The sequence below is a fragment of the Hansschlegelia beijingensis genome (assembly GCF_045505405.1).
GTDB classification, from domain to species: Bacteria; Pseudomonadota; Alphaproteobacteria; order Rhizobiales; family Methylopilaceae; genus Methylopila; species Methylopila beijingensis_A.
Genome location: NZ_JBJKEX010000711.1, coordinates 1 through 575, shown reverse-complemented (window position 1 = coordinate 575; position 575 = coordinate 1). Strand labels below are relative to the sequence as shown.

Here is a 575-nt window from a genome sequence, read left to right as displayed (position 1 = left end):
GCCGTCGGGTGGAACTGCACGAACTCGAGGTCCGCCAACAGGGCGCCCGCGCGCGCCGCCATGGCGAGCCCGCCGCCGCGCGCCTCCACCGGATTGGTCGTGACGGCGTAGAGATGCCCGACGCCTCCCGAGGCGAGAACGACCGCCCGCGCGGTGAGATGGAGCGGCTTTGCCGCATGGTCGCCGAGCGGGCGCGCGGAGACGCCTGTCACGAACCGCCCTTCCATGACGAGGTCTTCGGCGACGAAGCCCTCCAGCACCCGGATCGAGGGGGTGTTCCGCACGGCGGTCACCAGCGCCGCCATGATCGCCTTCCCGGCGAGATCGCCATTCACCCGCACGATCCGGCGCTGGCTATGCGCGGCTTCGCGCGACAGCAGCAGCTTGCCTTCGAGGTCGCGGTCGAACGGGACGCCGTAGGCGAGGAGGTCTGCGATGCGGGCCGGCGCCTCGCGGGTCATCAGCGCTGCGATCGCGTCATCGACGATGCCGGCGCCTGCCGCGATCGTGTCCGCGGCGTGGGCCTCCGCGCTGTCCCCAAGCCCCACCGCGGCCGCGATGCCGCCTTGCGCCCA

General features: G+C 72.9%; 1 protein-coding gene. It reads right to left on the bottom strand.

Translation table 11 applies throughout. The annotated features are described in order from the left end of the window. The coding region (locus ACIKT0_RS19750) for an FAD-binding protein (protein ID WP_407106944.1) at positions 1–575 on the bottom strand (575 nt) is incomplete at both ends.